Origin of the sequence: Microbispora corallina (assembly GCF_016863035.1) — a bacterium.
GTDB lineage: Bacteria > Actinomycetota > Actinomycetes > Streptosporangiales > Streptosporangiaceae > Microbispora > Microbispora corallina.
Window position 1 is genome coordinate 41,123 of sequence record NZ_BOOC01000035.1, and the last position, 19,741, is coordinate 60,863.

General features: G+C 70.5%; 18 protein-coding genes. 6 read left to right on the plus strand and 12 right to left on the minus strand.

Going from position 1 to position 19,741, the window contains the following annotated elements:
• The first annotated feature begins 30 nt into the window (after nt 1-30).
• The 3 genes from Mco01_RS30205 (at nt 31) to Mco01_RS30215 (ending at nt 2,546) form a co-directional block, all read left to right on the plus strand.
• The gene (locus Mco01_RS30205; protein WP_204060260.1) at nt 31-876 is read left to right on the plus strand and encodes an alpha/beta hydrolase family protein; all 846 of its coding nucleotides are present in this window, start codon (nt 31-33) and stop codon (nt 874-876) included.
• Nucleotides 873-2,069: a YbfB/YjiJ family MFS transporter gene (locus Mco01_RS30210; RefSeq protein WP_239104009.1), complete on the plus strand. Its 1,197-nt coding sequence runs from the start codon at nt 873-875 to the stop codon at nt 2,067-2,069. Before Mco01_RS30205 ends, Mco01_RS30210 begins: the two co-directional genes overlap by 4 nt.
• Nucleotides 2,070-2,144: 75 nt before the next feature.
• Nucleotides 2,145-2,546 carry an SRPBCC family protein gene (locus tag Mco01_RS30215; protein ID WP_204060261.1) on the plus strand — a complete coding sequence of 134 codons (402 nt, stop codon included), beginning with the start codon at nt 2,145-2,147 and terminating at the stop codon, nt 2,544-2,546.
• Nucleotides 2,547-2,622: 76 nt separating this feature from the next.
• Here Mco01_RS30215 and Mco01_RS30220 read toward each other — a convergent pair whose 3' ends face one another.
• From Mco01_RS30220 to Mco01_RS30240, 5 genes are all read right to left on the minus strand, one after another.
• Nucleotides 2,623-3,549, minus strand: coding sequence for a hypothetical protein (locus tag Mco01_RS30220; protein ID WP_204060262.1), 927 nt, complete (start codon nt 3,547-3,549; stop codon nt 2,623-2,625).
• 411 nt (nt 3,550-3,960) lie between these two features.
• Nucleotides 3,961-4,518 carry a TetR/AcrR family transcriptional regulator gene (locus tag Mco01_RS30225; protein WP_204060263.1) on the minus strand — a complete coding sequence of 186 codons (558 nt, stop codon included), beginning with the start codon at nt 4,516-4,518 and terminating at the stop codon, nt 3,961-3,963.
• A 143-nt stretch (nt 4,519-4,661) separates the two neighbouring features.
• On the minus strand, nt 4,662-5,579 hold the full coding sequence (locus tag Mco01_RS30230; protein WP_204060264.1) for an NADP-dependent oxidoreductase: 918 nt from the start codon (nt 5,577-5,579) through the stop codon (nt 4,662-4,664).
• A 126-nt stretch (nt 5,580-5,705) separates the two neighbouring features.
• A complete protein-coding gene (gene sigJ, locus Mco01_RS30235) occupies nt 5,706-6,596 on the minus strand; it encodes an RNA polymerase sigma factor SigJ (protein ID WP_204060265.1) in 891 nt (296 codons plus the stop codon).
• A 113-nt stretch (nt 6,597-6,709) separates the two neighbouring features.
• The gene (locus Mco01_RS30240; RefSeq protein WP_204060266.1) at nt 6,710-7,966 is read right to left on the minus strand and encodes a sensor histidine kinase; all 1,257 of its coding nucleotides are present in this window, start codon (nt 7,964-7,966) and stop codon (nt 6,710-6,712) included.
• A 635-nt stretch (nt 7,967-8,601) separates the two neighbouring features.
• On the opposite strand from Mco01_RS30240, the gene Mco01_RS30245 reads away from it, so the two are divergent.
• Both Mco01_RS30245 and Mco01_RS30250 read left to right on the plus strand, forming a co-directional pair.
• Nucleotides 8,602-9,591 carry a sensor histidine kinase gene (locus Mco01_RS30245; protein ID WP_204060267.1) on the plus strand — a complete coding sequence of 330 codons (990 nt, stop codon included), beginning with the start codon at nt 8,602-8,604 and terminating at the stop codon, nt 9,589-9,591.
• Between the two features lie 577 nt (nt 9,592-10,168).
• Entirely contained in the window at nt 10,169-11,269 is a 1,101-nt protein-coding gene (locus tag Mco01_RS30250) for an endo-1,4-beta-xylanase (protein WP_204060268.1), read from the plus strand.
• 67 nt (nt 11,270-11,336) lie between these two features.
• Here Mco01_RS30250 and Mco01_RS30255 read toward each other — a convergent pair whose 3' ends face one another.
• A complete protein-coding gene (locus tag Mco01_RS30255; protein WP_204060269.1) occupies nt 11,337-12,485 on the minus strand; it encodes an amidohydrolase family protein in 1,149 nt (382 codons plus the stop codon).
• 102 nt (nt 12,486-12,587) lie between these two features.
• Between Mco01_RS30255 and Mco01_RS30260 the strand changes: the two genes are divergently transcribed.
• Nucleotides 12,588-12,938, plus strand: a complete 351-nt coding sequence (locus Mco01_RS30260) for a Rieske (2Fe-2S) protein (protein WP_204060270.1) — start codon at nt 12,588-12,590, stop codon at nt 12,936-12,938.
• A 57-nt stretch (nt 12,939-12,995) separates the two neighbouring features.
• Here Mco01_RS30260 and Mco01_RS30265 read toward each other — a convergent pair whose 3' ends face one another.
• The 6 genes from Mco01_RS30265 to Mco01_RS30290 form a co-directional block, all read right to left on the minus strand.
• Nucleotides 12,996-14,084 (minus strand): Gfo/Idh/MocA family protein, encoded by a 1,089-nt coding sequence (locus Mco01_RS30265; RefSeq protein ID WP_204060271.1) that lies wholly within the window; start codon nt 14,082-14,084, stop codon nt 12,996-12,998.
• Nucleotides 14,084-15,088: a Gfo/Idh/MocA family protein gene (locus tag Mco01_RS30270; RefSeq protein ID WP_204060272.1), complete on the minus strand. Its 1,005-nt coding sequence runs from the start codon at nt 15,086-15,088 to the stop codon at nt 14,084-14,086. Before Mco01_RS30270 ends, Mco01_RS30265 begins: the two co-directional genes overlap by 1 nt.
• Nucleotides 15,078-16,289: a cupin domain-containing protein gene (locus tag Mco01_RS30275; RefSeq protein WP_204060273.1), complete on the minus strand. Its 1,212-nt coding sequence runs from the start codon at nt 16,287-16,289 to the stop codon at nt 15,078-15,080. Before Mco01_RS30275 ends, Mco01_RS30270 begins: the two co-directional genes overlap by 11 nt.
• Nucleotides 16,290-16,291: 2 nt before the next feature.
• The gene (locus tag Mco01_RS30280; protein ID WP_204060274.1) at nt 16,292-17,284 is read right to left on the minus strand and encodes a carbohydrate ABC transporter permease; all 993 of its coding nucleotides are present in this window, start codon (nt 17,282-17,284) and stop codon (nt 16,292-16,294) included.
• Nucleotides 17,281-18,273, minus strand: coding sequence for a carbohydrate ABC transporter permease (locus Mco01_RS30285; RefSeq protein WP_204060275.1), 993 nt, complete (start codon nt 18,271-18,273; stop codon nt 17,281-17,283). The genes Mco01_RS30280 and Mco01_RS30285 overlap by 4 nt, the downstream gene beginning before the upstream one ends.
• 76 nt (nt 18,274-18,349) lie before the next feature.
• Nucleotides 18,350-19,672, minus strand: a complete 1,323-nt coding sequence (locus Mco01_RS30290) for an ABC transporter substrate-binding protein (RefSeq protein ID WP_204060276.1) — start codon at nt 19,670-19,672, stop codon at nt 18,350-18,352.
• Nucleotides 19,673-19,741 lie beyond the last annotated feature (69 nt).

A 19,741-nucleotide genomic window follows, 5' to 3' on the forward strand; every position in this document is an offset into this window, starting at 1 on the left:
ACCAGTCGGTTCCATCTTGAGGAGTCAGCTGTGCCCGACCCGCTCGTCACCGATCCCGTCCATACGCGGGGACCTGCCGCGCGCACCGTGCCCGTGACCTTTCAGAGCGCGGGTGCGACGCTGCTGGGCGTCCTGCACCTGCCGCCGGGCCCCGGCCCGCACCCGGTCGTGGTCCTGCTGCACGGCTTCCCCGGAAACGAACGGAACTTCGACCTCGCGCAGGCGCTGCGCCGAGCGGGCTACGCGTCGCTGGTGTTCCATTACCGCGGCTCCTGGGGGATGGACGGCTCCTGGTCGTGGGCGCATGTGCTGGAGGACTCCGCTCGCGTGGTCGCCCGCCTGCGGGAGTCCGAGACCGCGAGCGCCCACGCCCTCGACCCGGGCCGGCTGGCCGTCATCGGGCACAGCGCGGGCGGCTTCGCCGCGCTGATGACCGCGGCCGCCGATCCCGGCGTGGCCGCGGTCGGTTCGGTGGCCGGGTTCGACTTCGGAACCGCCGCCGCCGCCTGCCAGGGCGACCCGGCCGTGCGGGCCGCCTACCTCGAAGACTGGGCGGGCGAACTGCTCGCCCTGCGCGGCACCGACGCGCAGGCGCTGGTCACGGAGATGGAGGCGGCAGGAGACGCGTGGAGCCTGGCCCGCCTCGCGCCACGGCTGGCCACCCGCCCCGTGCTGCTGATCGGCACCGGCCGCGACACCGTCACCCCCGCCGGCGTCCATCACGCGCCGCTGGTGGACGCCTACCTCGCCCACCCCGTTCCGGGCCTCGAGCACCACGTCTTCCACACCGACCACGCCCTGTCCGACCATCGCGTCGCCCTCGCCCGTACGGTGATCGCCTTCCTCGACCGGCACCTGAAAGACACCACGAGGTGAGCTTGATCCCCACCCCTGCGGAGGCCACGGGACCTCTGCTGCGGCAGGCACCTGCCCGTCGCTGGGCCGCCGCACGACTCGCCCTGGGAACCGCGTCGGCTCTGGGCATCTCCCGCTTCGCCTACGGCCTGCTCCTGCCGGCCATGCGGACCGATCTGCACTGGAGCCTTGCCCAAGCCGGTGCGCTGACGACCGCCAACAGCCTCGGATACCTTCTGGGAGCCCTGCTTGCCGGCGTCCTGGGGCGGCGGTGGGGGCCCACCGCGACCTTCCACCTGGGCATGATGCTCACCGCCCTGGCCCTGGCCGCCACCGCGGTGAGCGGCGCGTATCTGGCACTGCTCACCGCACGCACGGCGGCGGGCGTCGCCGGCGCCCTGGTCTTCGTCGCGGGAGGCGTGATCGCTTCGCGCAACGCCGCCGCCGCGCGCTCCCCCGCCCCGATCACGATCTACTTCTCCGGCGCCGGGCTGGGCATCGCCGTCTGCGGAGCATCGCTACCACCCCTGATGACGCGCGCCCCGCACGACTGGCCGTCGGCCTGGATCGGCCTGGCCGCCTTCGCCTTCCTGGCCACCGCCGCCAGCTGGACCGCCGCACGAGTCGACGAACCCGAACTGCGGTCGGCCACCGGTCGACCCCGGATGGGGCGCCTGTGGCGCACCGCCCTCGCCTACCTGCTCTTCGCCGGCGGATACATCGCCTACGTCACCTTCCTGTCAGCCACCCTGGCCCAGGACCACGCGCCCGTGTGGCTGATCAGCACACTGTGGACCCTCCTGGGGATCGGCGCCATGGCCGCACCGCGCCTTTGGAACCCTCTCATCGGCGCATGGCCGCCGGCCCGCGTCCTCACCACCCTGCTGGCCCTGCTCGGCGGCGCGAGCGCCCTCGCCCTCGTCAGCACGTCATACGCTGTCCTCGCCATCTCGGTCCTGGCCTACGGCGGCACCTTCATGACCGTTCCGGCCGCCGTCACCGCGACCATCCGCGGCGCCACCCGCCCCGAGGACTGGGCACCCACCCTCTCCGCTTTCACCACGGTATTCGCCGCCGGCCAAGCCGTCGGCCCGTGGGCGGCTGGAGCCATCGCCGACCACACCTCGGCCGGCGCCACGCTCGTCTGGACCGCCGCGCTGTGCGCCTCAGCCGCAGTCGTCGCGGCGACCGGGCGGCCGAAGCCTCCGCGGTAGGGGCCGGTTTGGGCGCGGCTTCAGGGGTGTGCCCCTGCGCGGCGACGGGATGGCGAGACCGGCATCATGGCGGGCATGGTTTCGGACTCCAGGCACATCAGCGAGCGGATCGACCGGAACGCGGCCGACGTCTACCAGTACGCGTCGGACCCGAGGAATCTCCCGGAGTGGGCTCCCGGGCTCGGCGGTTCCGTGGAGAACGTCGACGGACGGTGGTTCGTGGACACCCCGTCGGGGCGGGTCGGCCTGGCCTTCGCGGAGCGCAACGAGTACGGCGTCCTCGACCACGACGTCACCCTGCCCTCGGGCGAAGTGATCTACAACCCGATGCGGGTCATCGCCGATGGCGACGGCTGCGAAGTGGTGTTCAGCCTGCGCCGCCTCCCGGACATGAGCGACGAGGACTTCTCCCGCGACGCGGGTCTCGTGCAGGCCGACCTCACCCGGTTGAAGCACATACTCGAAGCCACCGACTAGGTGCCTTGCGCACCCCGCGGACGGCCCGGCGCTCCCCCGCCGGCCCGATCTCACGCCGGGCAGGACCGGGTCGGGGTCAGCGGACGAATGACACCGCGATGCCGAGTCCGTCGACCAGTCCGGTGCCGGCGTCGGTGAAGGTACGCCGCGGCGGCGTGTTGCCGTCGGCCAGCCGGTCGAAGGCCAGGATGCTGCCGGGGCTGCTGAACGCGGCCGCCTTGGTGAGCACGAAGATGGTGCCGTCGACCTGGCTGCCGGCGATGCCGGTGACCACCTTCCCGGCCAGGCCGGTCGCCGAACCGGAGATCACGCGCACGGGGGCGGCGTCCCCGCTCGCGGTGCCGGCGTACACGTTGACGTGGGTCTGCTGGCCCTGGCTGACGGCGACGTAGAGCCGGCCGGTGAAGGCGGAGTAGGCGACCGCGAGCTGGTCGCAGGTGCTGGAGCAGCTGCCCAGGCCGGTGTGCGGCCCGGCGATGACCCGTACGGGTGCGGCGCCGCCGGACGGGCCGCCGTTGAAGAACTCCACCGCGTTGCCGGTCGACCGCGCCACCGCGGCGATCACATGTCCGGACGTGTCCGTGGTCAGGACGCTCGGCCACGGATAGAACCCCGACTCGTCCAGCGGGATCTGGCGTACCGCGGGAACCGTGTAGAGGTTCGCGGCCGTACCCCTCGCACCCGGCGCGGCCACCGAGATCGCCGCCTCGGCCTGACCGGTCGCCACGTACGCGTACCCCGCGGTGTCCACCGCCACCGCCCGGGAGTCCGGCCCGGCGACGCGGAACATCCGGCCCGGCGTCGTGGCGCCCGGTGGGTAGACGAAGGTGGTCGCGTCCGACAGGAAGCTCTGCGCGTAGGCGTTCCCGGCGATGTCGAAGGCGATCCCCCACGGCCCCCAGTAGGTGTTCGGGTCGCCCGGGTCGGCCAGTTGCCGCGCCGGCGACACGGCACCCGTGCTCCCGGTCGGATAGGCCGTCACCGGACCGTGGGCGTTCGCCACGTAGACCAGTTCCGGACCGCCCGTGGGGTACGGCGTCGGACTGGCGGTGGGGGACGGCGCCGGACTGGCGGAAAGCCCGGTCGCGGCCCCGGCGCTGGGGAGGCCGCCCGTCCACCCCGTACCCGCTACGAACGTGAGTGCGGCCAGGACACCGGCCACACCCAACCGCCTTGACACAGCACGCCGCATGCGCACAACGTCCCATCGCCCCGAACACAAGGCAACGGCGCCAGATGAGAGGGACACACCCCCAGCGGTTCGCTCGGCCCCCACGGTGCGTAATCGCCTGCGGTAGCGGCCTGATCACCCCGCCTCGGCCTCGCTCGCCTTCGACTCGCGGCAGATGAATCGTTCATCCTCGGCGGGCTTCGGTCCGTGCCCTGAGGTCCACATACAGCTCGCTGATCGTTTCTAGCGATCCTCCCACGCGTGAGCCTTGACCCAGCCCAGCGCCATGTCGAGGGCGAGCACGAAGGGCTGTTCGTCCTGCATCGTCTCGGCGAGCAGATATCCGCCCTGCAGCGCCGCGACCACCTCGAGGGCGAGGTCCTCCGCCGCGGCCTCGGAGTGCAGTTCACCGCTCTCCTGCAGGCGAACGAAGGCGCTCGCCAACTCGCCCGTCCACGTGCCGAAGGCGCCCGACAGCGTACGGCGAGCAGAATCGGAGCGGCCGGCGAGCTCGTTGGCCAGTGAGCCGACCGGACATCGGTAGCCGGCCTCGCCCAGGTTCGCCACCAGCGCGTCACGCCACTTCTCGAGCGCCGGCATCGAGCTCACCTGCTCGAGCAGCTGCTTGTGCGCGGAGAGCACGCGGTTCGCCTGCGCCGCGATCACTTCGGCGACCAGCACCTCTTTGTCGGGAAAGTAGTGATACAGCTGCGACTTGCTGACGCCGCAGATGTCCACCACCTGATCGAGAGTCGTCGCCGCGACCCCTTGCCGGTGCATCAGGTCCGCGGTGGTCGCCACGATGCGTTCGCGAGTGGCCGCGCCGCGCGCGGTATGTCGCGAAGGATCGCTTCCCGACCCTCTACCAGGCATGATGCCAAATGTATACCTGCCCACACCTCCAGGTCGCCGGATGTCATGGGGTTACCCCTCGCCCCGAGTCCTCACGGACGAACACGGATGATCGTCTTCCCGCTGATCCGCTCGGCCGGATTCAAGGCGGCGACGGCGTCGTCGAGGGTTGCGATGGTGCCGATGTTCGTCCGCAGCCGTCCGTCACGCACCCGCCGGACGATCTCACCCAGTTGGGCCCGATCGGCCTCGACGACGAAGTCGATCGCCAGGCCGTCCGCGGGCCGCACCTCGGGCGGCCCGACGACGGACACCAGCGTTCCTCCGGCCTTAACCAGACCCGCGGACCGCCTCTGGATGTCGCCGCCGATGACGTCGAAGACGAGATCGACTCCGCCGACGTCTTCCAGCGCCTCGTTGTCGAGGTCGACGAACTCGCGCGCGCCGAAGTCGAGCGCCTTCTGACGGTCGGCAGCGCGTCCGGTGCCGATGACGTACGCACCGAACTCACGGGCGAGCTGCGTCACCGTCGACCCGACTGCGCCGGCCGCGCCGTGAACGAGCACGCTCTGCCCCGCCTGAAGGCGGCCGTGGTCGAACAGCCCCTGCCACGCGGTCAGCCCCGAAATCGGCAGGCTCGCGCCCACCGTGAAGTCGACGTCGCCCGGGAGCGGCGCGAGGTTGCGTGCCTCGACGGCCACGAACTCCGCCAGGGTGCCGTCGCGATGCCAGTCCGTGAGGCCGAACACCCGTTGTCCCACCGACAGCCCCGTCGTGCCATAGCCGAGCGAGGTGACCAGTCCGGCCAGCTCGTGCCCAGGGATCGACGGTGTCCGGTCACGGTCGCGGCGATCGGTCCACGTCGAGGGCCACGCCATCTCAGTCGGGACGAATCCCGACGCGTGAACCTCGACGACGACGTCGTTTATGGCTGCCGGCGGCTCGGGCCGCTCCACCAGCGTCATCCCGGCCGTTCCCGCAGCCTGGTCCGTCACCACGATCGCTTTCATGGGAATCGTCTCCTCGGTCAGTTGTCTCTTCGATGGGCGCGTGTCGCTCACGGCCCGGCGATCGAGCGCGCTGTCTCGTTCGGGCTCTCACCAGGGAGACGAGGTGGCCCCTCGGGTTGTGACAGCTCAGATGTGAGAAAGCTTGTCCGGGTTGATGACCCTGCGGTACGCGGTGATCAGACCGTATGTGATCTGCAGTGTGTCCACGGAGTAGACGCGGCCCTCCCGGTGGCACACCAGGGCGAGCTCGCCGCCGACCTCGACGAGGTCGATGCGGTCGGGACTCCACCGGCGGCCCACCCGCACCATCACCTCGGCGACGCGTCCACCGCCGCAGACGGGCTTGCGCATCGCGGCGACCTTGCCGCCGCCATCGGTGACGTAGACGGCGTCGGGGTGCAGCAGCCTGACCAGGCCGGCCAGATCCCCGGCCTCGTAGGCGGCGCGAAAGGCCGCCAGCACACGTTCACGCTCCGCCCTCGACGCCTGCGGCGACGACCGCTTCGCGCCGGCCACCCGCCGCCGCGCCCGCGAGGCCAACTGCCGGGCGCCCGGCACGGAGACATCCAGCACCTCGGCGATCCGGACGAACTCGAGACCGAAGACATCGTGCAGGACGAAGGCCACCCGCTCCAGCGGGCTCAACTCCTCCATGATCAGGAGCATCGCCGAGCCGACGGACTCGTCGACCAGGACCGGCTCGGATGCGTCCGGCCCCGTCAGCAGCGGTTCCGGCAGCCACGGCCCGACATACGTCTCCCGGCGGAAACGAGCACTCTTGAGAATGTCGTACGACCGCCGTGCGGCCACCGTCACCAGCCAGGACCGCAGATCGTCGATGCCCCGCAGATCTGTTCCGGCCGCCCGCAGCCACACGTCCTGGGTCACGTCCTCGGCATCGGCCACACCGCCCAGCAGCCGGTAGGCCACGCCGAAGACCGCGGGCCGGTGCCTTTCCCATTCGGCTCCGAGCGCGTCCTCGTGCTCAGACCGTCCAGGCGCGTTCTCCTTGCCCATACAGATCGCGACCTCCCCCAGCTTGCGGATCCGGCGCTGTCATCCGTGCACGGCACGCCGCGGGAAAAGCCGCGCCGGGTCGGCGCGGAAGGGCCCCGGCCGCCGGCGGTCCCTCACCGGCCCTTCACCCAAGCCTCGAACGGATTTGTTCCAAGGCTTTTCCGGCAGCGTCTCCAGGGGAGCACCGCGCCCGGCTGGGGGAGGTTCCGCTCGCCGATCGCGTTCCGGTCGAGGAGTGGCAGCCGGAGGACGAACCGCGCTCCGCGGGGGGAGTCCTCGATCCGCAGCGTTCCCCGGTGGGCGCGGGCGATGTCGCGGGAGATCGCCAGCCCCAGTCCGGTGCCTCCGGAGTCTCGGCGCCGTCCCTCGTCCAGGCGGGTGAACCGCTCGAAGACCCGCTCACGGTCGGCAGGCGCGATCCCGTCGCCGTCGTCGGTGACCGCGAGGACCGCCTGACCGTCGGCGGATCCGACGCAGACCGTGACGCCGGTCGCCGCGTGGCGCCGCGCGTTGTCCAACAGGTTGCCCACCAGCCGGATCAGCTGGATCCGCGAACCGTGCACCCACACGTCCCCGGCCGTGTCGAGCGCCATCGGCGTACCGCCGGAGTGAGCGTCCACCTCTTCGGTGACCAGCGCCGCGAGGTCGACGGGCTCGTGCGGCGCCGGCTGACCGCCGCGCAGCCCGGCCATCGTCAGCAGGTCCTGGACGATCGCCTCGAGCCGTCCGGTGGCCGACAGCGCCCCCCGGATGGTGTCCCGGGGGTCGATGTGTTCGGGGTGGAGCAGGGCTTCCTCCAGTTGCACCTTCAGGCCGGCGATCGGTGTCCTGAGTTCGTGGGAGGTGACGGAGGCGAGCCGGTACTGCTGCTCCGCCGGGCGGAGCGCCCTGCCGATGATCCACCACATCAGGCGCCCGCCCAGCAGGACGGTGAGGAGTGCGGGCCCCGCGATGAGGTATTCGAGCCGGTGCGTCGCCAGAAGGGGCGGCTCGACCGTTCCGGCGTAGACGACCGGGGCGTCGGGGGCCGGCGACACCCGGTTGGCCATGAGCAGGACGCACCGCTCGCCCGCGGCGCACTCCACGCGTCGCTGGAGCCGGTTGTCAGCTGAGGGCCGGAACGTGCTCAGCCGCGGCCGCCCCGTCGCGCCCGGGCTGGCGTCCACGACACTGCCCCGCGCGTCCACCAACTGGACCAGGTCGACGGTTCCGGAGACGGAGGCGGGGTGCGGCAGCGCGCCGCCGCGTACCTGCGCGCTCCACTGGGCGGCGACCTGCTCGGCGTCGAAGAACACCTGGTCCTCGATCCTGTATCGGATCGCCACGTCAAGGCTCGCCCCACCGAGGACCGTGAGCAGGACCAACACCATCGTCGCCACTGTCGCGTAATATGCCTGCATCGAGTGCAGAGACGGCATCGGACTCACCATTCTCCTGCCGCACCCGGTGGACCCCCACCGAGGGCAAGTGGACGATTTCGTCCACTTTGCGGTAAATGTCCGATTATGTCAAAACGGGCGACCGGAGCCCTGATGTTGGCATTCACGCGGTCCAGCACCACGTCGAGGGCGACCACGAAGGGCCGTTCGTCCCGCATGGTCCCGCTGAGCAGGTAGCCGTCCGGCAGGGCGTCGCCGTCCGCCACAGCCTGGTGAAACGTGAGACCGCGACGGTCGCGACGACGCGCTCGCGAGTGGCCGCACCGCGCGCGGCGAGCGTCGGAGCATCCTTCCCCGGCCTCGAACGGCCATGCCCACAACCCCGTGGGGGCGCGGCAGGCCCGCCGGAGGAGTGGCCTTGACAACTCCGACACATCATCACAAAATGGACTGAATCGTCCAATCCTCCGCCGGGGTCACCCGACGGCCGCCCGGCGCGGTCGCGACCACGCCCGCGTGGAGGAGGCGGACACCACGCCAGGCGACACCCCGCTCGACGACCCGCACCCGCGGGCCGCGAACTCGACTCCCCGACAGTACGACCGGTGGCGAGCAGGAGCGGGGGCATGACAGTGATCTTTCGTGGCGGCAACGGGCATGTACGGGCACTCGCCGGCCGCCTGCGGCGGGTCCGCGCCGGGCGGGTCGCCGACGTCCTCCCGATCGGGGTCCTGGCGGTCTTCAACGGGCCGCGAGCGGGGGACAGGTCGCTGCGGGCGGTGGCGTCCATCCGCCTCGAACTGGACGCGATCAACCTCGGGGACGCGAGAACCCGGGTCTTCGAGACAGGCGGGGGCGGGGAGGTCGCCCGGCTCGCCCGGGCCGTCAACAGGACGTTGGAACGGCTGCGCGAGGCCGACGATCGCGCCGAACGCGCCCGGGAACGGCAGCGGCAGTTCGCCTCGGACGCCTCGCACGAACTGTGCACCCCCATCGCCGCACTGCGCACGCGGTTGGAGGAGGCGCAGTTGCATCCGGACGAGACCGATCTGGACGACCTTCTCGGTCACACGTTGCGTGACCTCGACCGGGTGCAGGGCATCGTCACCGACCTGCTCCTTCTGACCCGCCTGGGGACCGCCCCTCGGACAGCGGAACGGGTGAACCTCACGGCGCTGGTCCGGTCGGAGGCCGCCCGGCAGGTGGACGGGCACGACCTCTGTCTCCGGCTCGATCCCGGGGTGATCGTCGAGGGTGATCCGGAGCAGATCCTCCGGATGCTCGGCAATCTGCTCGACAACGCCCGGCGGCACGCCGCCCGCACGATACGGATCGGCCTGCGTCGCGCGGGGGACGGCGCCGAGTTGACGGTCGCCGACGACGGAGAGGGCATTGCCCCGGCCGACCGCGAGCGGATCTTCCACCGCTTCGCGCGGTTGGACGCCGCCCGCAGCCGCGACCGGGGAGGCGCCGGCCTCGGCCTGGCCGTCGCTCGCAGCATCGCCTCGGCGCACCACGGCAGCCTCCACGTCGAGGAGTCCGTGTACGGCGGAGCGTGCTTCGTCCTGCGGATGCCGCTCTCTTCGAGCGGCCACGCGGGATCCGCCCGGCTCTGACGTCGGGGCTCGCCCCGCGCCGCTCCCGCGAGGTCGCGGTGAGCGCGCCGTCCGCACGCTCGACGCCTCTGTCGATGCGCTGGAGTCCGGGCCGACCGACACCGTGCACGGGCCGATGAAGCAATGCCCGCCAAGCGGGCGGCCGGCGCCGACTGGGTTATGCCCGGTGTCTCCGCCAGCTCGAACACCACCCGCTCCTGTCCGAGGTGCAGCCCGTGGCGCGCCGGCAGCCGCTGCATCCACCCCCGATGCGCGAACGCGATCAGCGCCGGCGCGTAGCTCAGCGGCGCGTGGTCGGCCGGGGACGTCATCGCCACCGCCTGGATAGCCGGCCATGTCACAGGACAACTACCCAGCCGGCTATCCAACTGGGTGGAACTCCCGACAGCGCGCAGCGGCTCCTGACCCACGCCGGCGTCCACGACCTTTAGGCCTTCCCAGGGGCGGCGGACGGGTGTATCTGTATGAAAATCGATTTGCATAGCGCGGTTCTTCGAACAACTCGGTGAAGGAGGATGCGATGGCAGGTCAGGGAGGTCTCCGTCGGCGGTCGTTCCTCGGCGGCCTGGGCGCCGCGGTGCTGCTGGGCGGCGGAGCGTCGCAGGTCGTGAACGCGGGTGCGGCGTGGGCGGCACCGACAGGCGGCCTGTATCAGGCGGCGCTGGCCAAGGGGATCCGGTACGGCTCCTCTGCCGCGACGTGGCAGGTGCAGCCGGACCCCGCCTACGCGGCGCTGTACGCGCGCGAGAGCGGGATGCTGCTCACCGAGGACGACCTGCTGTGGTATCGGCTCAAGCCGACGCAGGACTCGCCTCTCGACTTCAGTTACGGCGACCAGATCGTGTCGTTCGCCGCCGGCAACGCTCAGCCGGTGCTCGCGGCTCACCTGGTCTGGGACGAGGGACTGGGTGACGGGTGGGACCCGGATGCCTTGTACAACCTCAGCCCGCAGGACGCACGCGACCTTCTCTTCGGGACGATCCAGCAGGAGGTCGCACACTATGCCGGACGGGTGAAGGCCTGGGTGGTCGCCAATGAGGTGACCGACGGGCGCCGGAAGGACGCCAACGGGTTCTGGACCGTCGAGCCCTGGTATCAGACGATCGGGCCCACCTACGTGGAGCAGGCGTTCACGCTCGCCCACCAGTACGACCCGAACGCTCTGCTTCTCATCAACGAATTCGGATTCGAGACCGGGTCGGACGCGGCCGCCCGCCGGACGTCGATGCTCAAGGCCATCGACTATCTGAAGAGCAAGAACGTCCCGGTGCACGCGCTGGGGATCCAGGCACACCTGAATGCCGACGGGTTCGCCCGGAAGTTCGATACGGCGGCCTATCGGACATTCCTGTCGAACGTCGCGGCGCGGGGGCTGTCCATCTTCATCACCGAGATGGACGTCCAGGACGACGGCCTGAAGGCCGACATCCCGAGCCGCGACGCGGCCGTGGCGGACGTGTACTCGCGCTATCTGTCCGTGGCCCTCCAGGAGCCCGCGGTGAAGGTCGTGCTCAACTTCGGGCTGAGCGACCGCTACACCTGGTTGCAGGAGGACTTCCCGCGCCAGGACGGAGCCGCGCGCCGGCCGCTGCCGTTCGACGAGAACCTCCAGCCGAAGCCGGCGTACACCGCGATCCTGCGGGCCTTCCAGAACGCCCCGGCACGCCCGCCCCTCTGATCAGGATCGGCAGGGGTCCATTGTTCTGACCGGCGCGGATGCGCCGGTCAGAACAGGATCCCCCTCGTCACAGCCGGTCGCCGTAGGTCTCTACGGCGTTGTCGCTGCTCACCCGCTGCCTGATCGCCGGCGGGAGCGACGCCAGGGCGTGCCGCGGGTCGTCGAAGTCCCAGTGCGGGTAATCGGAGCTGAACATCAGGGTGCGGTCCGCGCGGGCGATCTCGCAGAGCACGTGCAGGTGGTGGCGGCGCTTCGGCTCCGGAAGAGGCTGCGTGGTGAACCGGACGTGGTCCACGACGTACTCGCTGGGTAGCCGCTTGACCCACGGCACCTCGTCGCGCAGGCCCCTGATGTTCTTGTCGAGCCGCCACATCACGTCGGGGATCCAGCCCAGCCCGCCCTCGGTGAGGATCACCTTGAGGTTCGGGAAGCGCTCGAAGACCCCGTGGCAGACGAGGCTGATCACGTTCGCCTGGAACACCTGGCTCAGGCCGCTGTGCCACTCGACGTAGTAGGTCGGCGTCCCGCCTGCCATCGGCGGCGAGGTGTGGAAGATGCCCTCGCCGGAGTTGGGGTGGACGGCGACCGGAATGCCGACCTCGTTCGCGGCATCGTAGATCGGGTAATAGTGCCGGAGCCCCATCAGCATGTTGGTGAGCGGAAGCAGCACACCGACGAAGCGCTCATCCTCGGCCGCGCGCCGGATCTCCCGGGCCGCCAGCAGCGGGTCCTGCGCACCGACCACGATGTAACCGCGGTACCGGTCGTCGGCATCCAGCCAGGTTGTGGCGAGCCACCGGTTGTACGCCGAGGCGATCATCGCCGCGGCGTCCGGGTCGGGCATGGCCCCCAGTCCGAGCACCTCGCCGCCGATGAGCACCGCACGGTCGATGCCGTTGCCGTCGAGCAGCTGTTTCGCCGTGAAGACGGGGTCGGCGCCCGGCGCGGACCCGTCCGGAGCGCGGGCGTCGTCGCGGAGCACCCCGGCCTGGTTGACGTACAGCATGTTCCGCGGGATCGACACCGCCTCGCGATGCCCGGTCGTGGTGAGGTTGCGGCGCTCGTCGAGGCCCAGGCGGCGCTGCTCGGCCTGGGACAGGAACGGCCGGAGCTCCCCGAGGCCGCTCTTGGTGACCGGGTGGACGTCGCAGTCGACGAGCCGGTAGCGGCTCGGCGCGGACGCCTCGGCGAGGGACTGGTCGCGCAGGTCGGCCATGGGAGCTCCTGTCCGGACGGTTGTTGCAGAGACAGCGTGAAGCCGTCATAGTCATACTTAGCAAATCGATTGGCATAGTGATAGAGGATCAGCGGTGGGCGCATGGAAGTGAGGGTCGGCAGCGTCGAGGACGTGCGCCGGGACGGGTGCCGGACCGTCGACGTGAACGGGCGGCGGGTCGGCGTCGTCAGCGTCGGCGAGGAGTTCTTCGCGATCAGCGACAGGTGCCCGCACATGGGTGCGTCGATGTGCACGGGCTCGCTGAGCGGTACCCTCGTCGCCGCCGACCCGCACGAATACGTCTACGGCAAGGCCGGCCGCGTGATCCGCTGCCCCTGGCACGGCTGGGAGTTCGACATCGAGAGCGGCCGGTCGCTCCTGGAGCCGAAGCGCGTCGGGCTCAAGACCTACCGGGTCACCCAGCAGGACGGCGAGGTCGTGCTGCACGTGTAGGCACCCGGCGCCCGCTCGCGGGACAGTGAACCACCACGCCCACGACTGCGGGCCGCCCTACGACTGCGCATTCTGCCCCTCCCTCATGTCGCCGCACCCATCGACACGTCCGGCGGGCTGCCGGAACTCGACGACCTGCCCCAGATCCGAGGACCGGTAGGCCGCCAGCGCGACCTCCAGGGCGCGCACGCCGTCCTGCCCCGTCGCGCACGGGTCCTCGACCACGCCTGCGCGCACCGACGCGAGGAACGCCTCGATCATCGCCCGATCGGCGTCCTCCGCGAACGACGCCCGGCGCAGGCCCCGCGGACCGCCCTCGCGCGTGCTGACGACGTTCAGCGCCTCGGCCCCGTCGGTGATCTCCAGCGAGCCCTCGGTGCCGACGAGGCGGAGGGAGAAGTCGCAGTCCCACGGGTGGTGCGCCGGCACCGACCAGCTCGGGTCGATGCTGCCGACCGCCCCGTTCTCCCAGCGCAGCGAGACCACCGCGACGTCGTCGACGTCGAGGTTCCAGAGCAGTGCCCCGGCCTCGGCCGACACCTCGGCCACCTCCAGCCCGCTGACGTGGCGCATCACGTCGGTGACGTGGACGGAGTGGTCGATCAGCGCGCCTCCGCCGGCGGCCACCGGGTCGGTGATCCAGCGGGGGTACGCCGGGGGCAACGGCGGGCGGCCGCGGTTGGCGCCCACCAGGCCGATCAGATCGCCCAACCGGCCGTCACGCACCGCGGTGCGCGCCCGCCCGACCAGCGGCAGGAAGCGGGACACGAACGCCAGGTGCAGTTGCACACCCGCGGCCGCGCAGGCGGCGACCATCGCCTCGGCGTCCTCGGCTGTCGTGGCGATCGGTTTCTCGCACAGGACATGCCTGCCGTGGACGGCGGCGAGTTCGACGTGGGCGCGGTGCTCGTCGTTCGCGCTGCACACCAGCACGGCGTCCACCTCGGGCGAGGTCAGCAGCGCCTCGGTGTCGTCGATGAGCGGTACGCCGAAGTCCTGGCGGATCCAGCGGCTGTGCTCGGGCTCGGGGTCGTACAGGCCCACGACGTGGGCGTTCGGCGACTCGGACAGCGCCCGCGAGTAGGCCCACGCGTGGCCCGTGTGCGCGGCGCCCAGGATCGCGACGCCGACCGGCTTCCGGCTCATCACGCCTCCCACGTGGTCAGGTCGATCGTCCGGCCGGTGCGGGCCGACTCGATGGCGGCGAGTGCCGTGCGCAGCGACTCGGCCGCCTCGGCGGCGGGCACCGGCGGGGGTCCGCCGTCGCGGCAGGCGTCGAAGAACGCGCTCAGCTCAAGGGTGAACTCGCGGTCGCCGAGCACGTCCCACCACTCCGCGTCGCCCTCGCGGGCGTGCAGCACGCCGCCCATCATGTGGTCGTAGTCCCACGACAGCCGGCCCTCGGTGCCGATGATCTCCGCCCTGAGCCTGAAGCCGCGCGAGGCCGGGTGGGCCCAGCTGCACTCGATGTGGGCGATGGCGTCGTTCTCGTAGCGGACGGTCGCCAGGGTGTAGGTCAGCGGGCCCGCACCGCTGCCGGACGCCATGCAGTGCACGCGTACCGCGGGACTGCCGATCACCCATCGGGCGTAGTCGAAACCGTGCACGCCCTGGTCGAGCAGCGGCCCGCCGGACGTCGCGGCGTCGGCGAGCCATCCCGCCTCGCTCCACCCCGGTAGCGAGGTCGTCGTCGAGTGACTGAGCATGCGTACGAGCCCTACTTCGCCCGACGCCGCGAGGTCGCGTGCGAGCCGGTGGTCCGGGCCGTAACGGGCCACCTGCCCGACCGAGAGCAGTCCGGGTGCGACCTCGGCGGCCGCGAGGACGCGACGCGCCTCGTCCATGGTGCGCGTGATCGGCTTCTCGCACAGCACGTGCCTGCCCGCCTGAAGAGCCTCGATCGCGGCGCCGGCATGGGCGGTCGGCGGCGTGCAGATGTCGACGACGTCGACGCCGAGGTCGAGCAGCGCGCCGAGATCCGGCACGACTGTCGCGCCGTACCGGCCGGCGATCCGCTCGGCCTTGCCCGGCACCGGGTCGGCGACGGCGACCAGCCGGACGCCCGGGGAGCCGCGGTAGGCGTGCGCGTGGACGCCGGCGATCATGCCGGCCCCGAGCAGGCCGACCGTCAGCTCGCCGTCAGCGCGCATGGCCCGCGATGGACGGCGCCTCCGTGTGGAGGTCGGGCCCGAAGAACAGGAACACCACGAGGTCCTCGCTTCCGGTGTTGGCGACCTCGTGCTCGCGGGTCGCCGCGTCGTGGGTGACCACCAGCTCGTCCCGGCCGGGCTCGCCCCCGCGCACCTCGTGCCCGGCGAACCTGCCCTCCCCGGTCCAGGCGAACGCACTGTAGACGCCGGGCTCGCGCAGCCGGTGGACGCCGCCCGGCGGGACGACGAGACGCTTCCCGGCGTACTTGCCGGTGTTGTAGAAGACCCAGGTCTCCTGGCCGTCGCCGTTCGCGCCGGCTACAGGCTGCGGGCTCAGGTGGCGGTTCTCGTAGAACCAGGGGTCGCCGTTGGTCTCCCAGTCCACGAAGCCGAGCGGGAACCGCTCGCCGTGCTCCTCGCGGTCCCGCGGCCGGACGTCCTTGAACAGCAGGTCCTTGGAGATGATCCGGCCGGCGTTCAACGCCTGGAACATCGACAGGACGTCGGAGTCCTCCTGCAGCTCGAGGGTGAGGGCCGTGCCGGGGGCGTGCAGCACGCCGGACGGCACATGGAACCCCTCGCCGGCGACCTGAAGCTCCGCGCGGGCGTGCCGAAGGATCAGGTCGCTGTCCCAGTCGACGAGGTAGGGCAACAGCACCTCGTGCGCGGACTCCTCCGCGATCCAGGGGTGCACGCCGAAGAACGTCTCCGGGTGCGCGCCCGGATCGGCACCCGGCAGGAAATGGTAGGACTCGTCCTTCGCGTTGCGCCCGACCAGCGACGCGAACTCCTGGGGCGGATGGATGTGGTAGGGCAGCCGGTAGGCGTAGTCGAAGATCTTCGCCAGCCGGCCCAGCCCCGCGGGGTGCGAGGCGGCGTACGCCGCGCCCATGATCGCCGCCGGGGCGGCGGCCACCGCGTCGCGCAGCAGAAGCCGCTCGCCGTGCTCCCCCACGACGTGGCTGAGCCCCTCGTCCCGGGGACCGACGCGGTTGTCCGCCTTGGTCGTCGAGGCGAGCCATCGCTCGCAGATGGCGCCGCGATCCCCGACGTCGTACGCGTTCTCGGGCAGGCCCAGCCGCCGGCCCGGCGGCAGGAAGTCGCGCGCGACCCAAGCCGGCTCACACCGGAGCACGCCGTTCCCGGCTTCGAGCAGCCGGGTGAGCACGTCCCGGGCCACGCCCGGATTCGTCGCCGTCACGATCATCCCTTGATGCCGGTGAGGGCGATGCCCTGCACGAACTTCCGCTGGAAGACGATGAACACGATGATCATCGGCAAGGTCGCGATCACCGACCCGGCGAACAGCAACGTCCAGGACGTGCGGTTCTGCACCACGAACAGGGCGAGGCCCACGGGTGCGGTGATCTTGTCGGGGCTGGACATGATGATCAGGGGCCAGAAGAAGTCCTCCCATGCCCCCTGGAAGGTGAAGATCGCGTTGGCCGCGAGCGCCGGCAGGCACAGCGGCAGCACGACGGACCGGAAGATCCGGAACTCCCCCGCGCCGTCGATGCGGGCGGCCTCCAGCAGTTGGTCCGGAATCGAGAGCATGTACTGACGGAGAAGGAAGATGCCGAACGCCGACACGATCCCCGGCATGATCAGCCCCCAGTAGGAGTCGAGCCAGCCGTGCCCGCCGTTCCCCAGCCAGTCGTTGCCGCCGAAGAACGGGATGTGCTGGACGATCAGGTAGTCCGGGATGAGCGTGACCTGCCCGGGAACCATCATCGTCGCCAGGAAGAGCAAGAAGATCGCGTTGCGTCCGGGGAACCGGCGCTTGGCGAAGCAGTAGGCGCACAGGGAGTTGAAGAACGTCTGCAGCACGGTGATCGAGACCGCGACGAAGGCGCTGTTCGCGAACCACCGCCAGTCACCGTGCCCCTGGCCCTGCTGGAACGTGGTGAGGTGGCCGACGTTCAGAAAGCCCTTGTACCCCTCAAGAGTCGGGTCCTTCGGGATCCAGTGCGGCACCGAGGAGAAGATCTCCCCCATCGGCTGGAACGAGGCGCTGATCAGCCACGCGAACGGGGCCAGGAACAGGATCGCGAGCGGGGCGAGCACCACATAGGTCACCACCTTCTGCCGCAACCCGAACTGGTTGTTCCCGTTCTGCGGCTTCCGGGCCGGCGGGGTGGGCTCCAGCGCCTCCGGCACCGCCTCACGCAGGGCGACCCCCTCGTCGAGCCCGCTCATGCGCCGGACGCCTGCCGGGCGAGGCGCAGCTGGAGCGCCGTGAACACGAGCAGCATGAGGAAGAGCGCGAACGCCAGGGTGCTGGCATAGCCCATGTCGAAGTACTTGAACGCCCAGAGATACATGTAGTAGACCATCGTCGTCGTCCTGTTGACCGGCCCGCCGTTGGTCATCACGAAGATCTGGGTGAAGACCTGCAGCGAGCTGATGATCCCCATGACGAGCAGGAACAGGGTGCTGGGCCGGAGCATGGGGATCGTGACGTACCGCAGGCGGTGCCACGCGCCGGCGCCGTCGATGCGGGCCGCCTCGTAGAGCTCCTGGGGGATCGCCTGCAGCCCGGCGAGGTAGACCACCATCGAAAATCCGGTGCCCGCCCACACGCTCATCAGGATGACCGCCGGCATCGCCAGGTTCTTGTCCGACAGCCACAGCAAGGGGGTGTCGATGATGTGCGCGTGCAGCAGGTAGTAGTTGAACAGCCCGTAGTCACCGTTGTAGAGCCACTTCCAGAGGATGGCGGAGACCACGAACGGGGTGACGACCGGCAGGTAGAACGCGGTCCGGAACAGGCCGCGCAGACGCAGCGGCAGGTTGACCAGCAGGGCCAGCAGCAGTCCGGTCGCCATCGAGAGCGGAACCGAGGCGCCGCTGAAGTAGACGGTGTTCAGCACCGACTCGGTGAACCGCTCGTCGTGCATCATGTCGCGGTAGTTGTCCAGGCCGACGAACGGCTTGTCCGGCTCGATGATGCTCCACCGGTGGAAGGTCAGGTAGACGGCGAAGGCCACCGCGGCCAGCGTGAAGACCGAGAAGATCAGCATGCCGGGCAGCAGGAAGACGTACGCCGACCGTTCCTTCCAGACCCTGGCCGGAAGGCTGCGCCGGTTCGCGTGCGGTGTCCCTCGTCCGAGGCGCGGCCGGGACCATCGCCCTCCGGTCTTCACAGGCGCTGCGTCCGTCTCGGTCCGCACCAGCGGCTGCGCCATCCCATTCCCCCTCTCCTCCGTGCGCCGCCGGGCCGGGCCGGCCCGGTGAGGCGTCGTCCGGTGCCGTCGACGCTCGTCAGTGGCGGCCGAGAATCGCCCTGCCCTGCTGGGCGGCGTTGTCCAGCGCCTCCGCGGGGGTCTGGTCGCCGTAGATGGCCTTGCTGAGCTCCTCGTTGAGGATGGTCTCGATCCGCGGATACTTGGGGTTCGCGACCGTGCTCGCGACGCCGCACGACATCAGGTCGGCGAAGGGCTTCAGGACCGGCTTCTCCTTGGCGAGGTCGTCGCTCGCGAGCAACGCCTTCGTGGGAGGCAGCAGCGTACCCTCGGTCTTGTACGTCCAATTGGCCAGGTTGCCGGGCTGTGACAGGAACTCCATCCACAGCCACGCGGCGTCGGAGACCTTCGTCTGACTGAACATCACCAGCGAGTCTCCGGCGATGGTGGTCTTGCACCCGGCCGCCCCGTTGGGGAGCGGCGCCGCGGCCCACTTGCCGGTGATCTTGGGGTACTCGTCCGCGAGTGTGCCGGCGAACCAGGCGCCCGCCACGTACATCGCCACGTCGCCCTTCGCGAACGCCACCCGGCCGTCGTAGGAGTTGGAGTTGAGGTAGTCCCGCGGGGAGTACTTGGCGAGGTCCACGTAGAAGGCGGCCGCCGTCTTGCCCGCCGCGCTGTTGAAGGCGATGTCCTTGCCGTCCTCGGTCAGCGCGTCGCCGCCGGCCTGGTAGAGCCAGGGGTAGAAGTAGTAGGCCGCCTCCGAGGCGAACATCTCGAAGCCGTACTTGCCCTTCGCCGCGTCGGTGAGCTTCTCGGCATCGGCCTTGAACTCGTCCCAGGTCTTCGGCGGGCCGGCGATCCCGGCCTCTTCGAAGCGGTCGGTCCGGTAGAACAAACCGGTCGTCTCGCCGTCGAACGGCAGTCCCCACATCGTGCCGTTCCAGGTGACGAACGTCTTGAAGCCGTCGACATAGCTGTCCGGCTTCACGACCGTGCTGCGGCCCATGTAGCCGCCGAGGTCGACGAGCGCCCCTCTGGCGGCGTAGTCGCTGGTGTCGCTGGCGTTGATGTAGGCGACGTCGGGGGCGGTGTTGCCGGCGATGCGGGTGCTGAGCACCTGCTGCGCCTGTTCCGCGGGGGCGTTCTCGAATTTGATCGTGATGTTCGGGTGCTGCTTGTGGAACTCGGCAGCCAGCTTCTTCATCGTCGGTTCGTTGCCGACCCAGGAGAAGAACGTCACGGTCTGCGGCGAGGCCGGGTCCTTCACCGGACCTGCGCCCTTGCCGACGTCGGTGTTCGGCTTCTTCTCGTCGCTTCCGCACGACGAGAGGCTCAGAGATGTCGCGAGCGCCAACGCAATGATCGCCGGAGCCGTCCAGGACCCATGGAACCTCACCACACCCGCTCCCTACTGCTCGCTCAGGAAGATGCGAGCTTTTTCCTTGATGCAAATCGATTGGCGTCGTGG

What these genes read in the sequence shown, in the direction of transcription:
- Mco01_RS30215 (WP_204060261.1), top strand. Translation starts at nt 2,145, where the DNA reads ATGGTTTCGGACTCCAGGCACATCAGCGAGCGGATCGACCGGAACGCG.
- Mco01_RS30285 (WP_204060275.1), bottom strand. Translation starts at nt 18,273, where the DNA reads ATGGCGCAGCCGCTGGTGCGGACCGAGACGGACGCAGCGCCTGTGAAG.
- Mco01_RS30245 (WP_204060267.1), top strand. Translation starts at nt 8,602, where the DNA reads ATGACAGTGATCTTTCGTGGCGGCAACGGGCATGTACGGGCACTCGCC.
- sigJ (WP_204060265.1), bottom strand. Translation starts at nt 6,596, where the DNA reads ATGGGCAAGGAGAACGCGCCTGGACGGTCTGAGCACGAGGACGCGCTC.
- Mco01_RS30230 (WP_204060264.1), bottom strand. Translation starts at nt 5,579, where the DNA reads ATGAAAGCGATCGTGGTGACGGACCAGGCTGCGGGAACGGCCGGGATG.
- Mco01_RS30280 (WP_204060274.1), bottom strand. Translation starts at nt 17,284, where the DNA reads ATGAGCGGGCTCGACGAGGGGGTCGCCCTGCGTGAGGCGGTGCCGGAG.
- Mco01_RS30265 (WP_204060271.1), bottom strand. Translation starts at nt 14,084, where the DNA reads ATGAGCCGGAAGCCGGTCGGCGTCGCGATCCTGGGCGCCGCGCACACG.
- Mco01_RS30270 (WP_204060272.1), bottom strand. Translation starts at nt 15,088, where the DNA reads ATGCGCGCTGACGGCGAGCTGACGGTCGGCCTGCTCGGGGCCGGCATG.
- Mco01_RS30255 (WP_204060269.1), bottom strand. Translation starts at nt 12,485, where the DNA reads ATGGCCGACCTGCGCGACCAGTCCCTCGCCGAGGCGTCCGCGCCGAGC.
- Mco01_RS30240 (WP_204060266.1), bottom strand. Translation starts at nt 7,966, where the DNA reads ATGGTGTTGGTCCTGCTCACGGTCCTCGGTGGGGCGAGCCTTGACGTG.
- Mco01_RS30260 (WP_204060270.1), top strand. Translation starts at nt 12,588, where the DNA reads ATGGAAGTGAGGGTCGGCAGCGTCGAGGACGTGCGCCGGGACGGGTGC.